The sequence below is a fragment of the Janthinobacterium sp. ROICE36 genome, from assembly GCF_002869965.1.
Taxonomy (GTDB): Bacteria; Pseudomonadota; Gammaproteobacteria; order Burkholderiales; family Burkholderiaceae_D; genus Janthinobacterium.
Window position 1 is genome coordinate 1 of record NZ_PEBS01000156.1, and the last position, 2,334, is coordinate 2,334.

1 protein-coding gene and 2 pseudogenes are annotated in these 2,334 nt (G+C 55.7%); 2 read left to right on the forward strand and 1 reads right to left on the reverse strand.

The features are described from left to right. Both argH and CSZ94_RS27110 read left to right on the forward strand, forming a co-directional pair. Window positions 1-1,379: argininosuccinate lyase (gene argH / locus CSZ94_RS27105; protein ID WP_102124329.1), on the forward strand; the 1,379-nt coding region annotated here is incomplete at its 5' end. Window positions 1,380-1,459: 80 nt separating this feature from the next. After that, window positions 1,460-1,877: pseudogene (locus CSZ94_RS27110) on the forward strand (DDE-type integrase/transposase/recombinase); the annotation flags it as partial. A gap of 139 nt (window positions 1,878-2,016) precedes the next feature. Here the strand turns inward: CSZ94_RS27110 and CSZ94_RS27115 are convergent. After that, window positions 2,017-2,334 (reverse strand): annotated as a pseudogene (locus CSZ94_RS27115) (integrase core domain-containing protein); the annotation flags it as partial.

Sequence of the window (2,334 nt, forward strand, 5' to 3'; positions counted from 1 at the left end):
GGACGCACACCAGGATCACATCGATCGGAAAACGCATTCCTTTGAAGTTGAGCATGTCGATTCGTCCTGGGCCGGGCGCCGCAGTCTACCTGATCGGCCCCGCCGCACTCGCTAATGCGACAGAACCAAAGGCAGACGGTGCGATGCGTTCCTATCTGCCGTACGAACACGCGTTGATTCAATCGACCGGACCAGTGGCCGGGAAAATGCATATTGGACGCAGTCGTAACGATTTGGCCAATACGGTAAATCGCTTGTTCTATCGCGATCAGCTCAATCGCACGCTCGAAGCACTGATTGCGCTACGCAGTACTGTCAACGAGAAGGCCGCAGCACAGCTTGATACTGTGATGGTCGTCTATACACACCGTAAACAAGCGCAACCGATCACTCTCGGTCATTATTTGATGGCTATTTCCGAGAGCTTGAGTAAAAGCATCGAGCGCTACGAGCAACTGTATGCGCGCATGAACCTCAGCCCACTTGGAGCAGCTGCCTCCGCTGGCAGTGGCTGGCCACTAGACCGCGAACGTACAGCAAAATTGCTGGGTTTTGATGGCCTCGTTGTCAATACCATCGAGGCCACGGCGGGATGGGACCACATCACTGAATTCGCGGCTGATAATGCCATTTACATGAGTATGCTGAGCCGGCTGGCATCGGAAATACAGCTGTGGTCGACCGACGAATACCGCTCAGTTGAACTGGATGGCGCCTTTGCCGGTACGAGCAGCATAATGCCGCAAAAGAAAAATCCCGATTCGCTAGAACGCACGCGCCAGATCGCCTCGGCCACGTTGGGGCCACTGGTGTCTATTCTTTCCTCTCTCAATAGCATCGAGTACCAACACAGTGTCGCACGCGTGGCACTCGAACCGAGGTCGATTGACGCAATGCTTGCGGCGACCCACGCAATGACCGGCGTAGTGCGAACACTGCAGCCGAAGCCGGCACAAATGCTGCAATATGCAGCCCACGGCTATGCAACTATGACCGACCTGACTGACATGCTTGTATGCGAAAGCGGTCTTTCATTCAGGCAGGCTCATGAGGTGATCGCGTTGGTAGTCGAAAGCGCCATTGCGCAAGATAAGAAGGCCAATGAAATTGACCTCGGAATGATTCAGCAAGCAGCGCAGCGCAAATTGGGCCGCAAGCTGGTTCTGTCCATCGACTCGGTACGTGAGGCGCTCGATCCGGTTCAAAACGTCGCGCGCCGCTATGGTATCGGTGGGCCCGCGCCATCGGCAGTGCGCCAGATGCTCAATGATGCGCGTCGACAGACGGCTCAGCAAGCGGCACGACAGCTTCTACGGGTCCGCCGGATCAACGAAGCGCAGAACCTGCTTAGCGAGGCGGTCGCTCACAAACTACGCTGAAAACAAGTACCGACGAGCTGTCAGCCGTCCCCCATTTAACCGCATTGCAGTTGATTGCCAAACGGAATCTATTTTGAACTCTTGACAAGCTGGGCAAGACCGTCGATTTTCTGCTGAGGGCCAAGCGCGACATGGCCGCGGCAAAGCGCTTCTTCAACAAGGCCAGGGACGCGAACGGCAATCCTGACAAGGTCACGACGGACAAGAGAGGCGCCAACAAGCCGGCCATCGACGCGCTCAATGCCGGCCGGGACAAACCGATCCCGGTGCACCAGGGCAAGTACCTCAACAACATTGCCGAGCAGGACCATCGTGCGATCAAGCGGCTGACCAGGCCAATGCTCAATTTCAAATCATTTCGTTTCCGCCGGCTCCGTACTCGCCGGCGTGGAACTCATGCACATGATCCGCAAATGCTCGTTCGCGCTCGACGGCGCGGACAAGATGTCGTTCGTCGACCATTTTTACGCGTTGGCGGGAGTGGTCGGTCCAGTTTGAGGGTCCAGCGCCAGTCCGGGGAAATTTCGCCTTCGGATCAACAACGCGACAGAACCCACTTGCCTATAGCACGCAGTCGCTGAGCGCCCTGAAAGGATCGGCTAGCATGACGGCATCTACCAACCGGCCCGCAGCAATTGTCAAGACCCGCTTGGTTATACACCGCTTTACGAATAATTCCGGCTTTTTCTCCTGCCATTTCTTGAGCGCTTGAATCGGCGTTTGATGATCTAACGCGCGCTGTGGAATATTGTGGTTGTAAATTTTGAGATAGTTACGCAAAGTCGATTCAAGCTCGGCGGCGGATGCGAAACGGGTTTGGTTAACGATCTCGCTGATGCGGCCATTGAAGCGTTCGACCATGCCGTTGGTTTGCGGGTGACGCGGCGGAATCAATCGATGTTCGATCACCAATTGCTTGCACAGCACGTCAAAGACATGCTTGCCGCTCGGGATA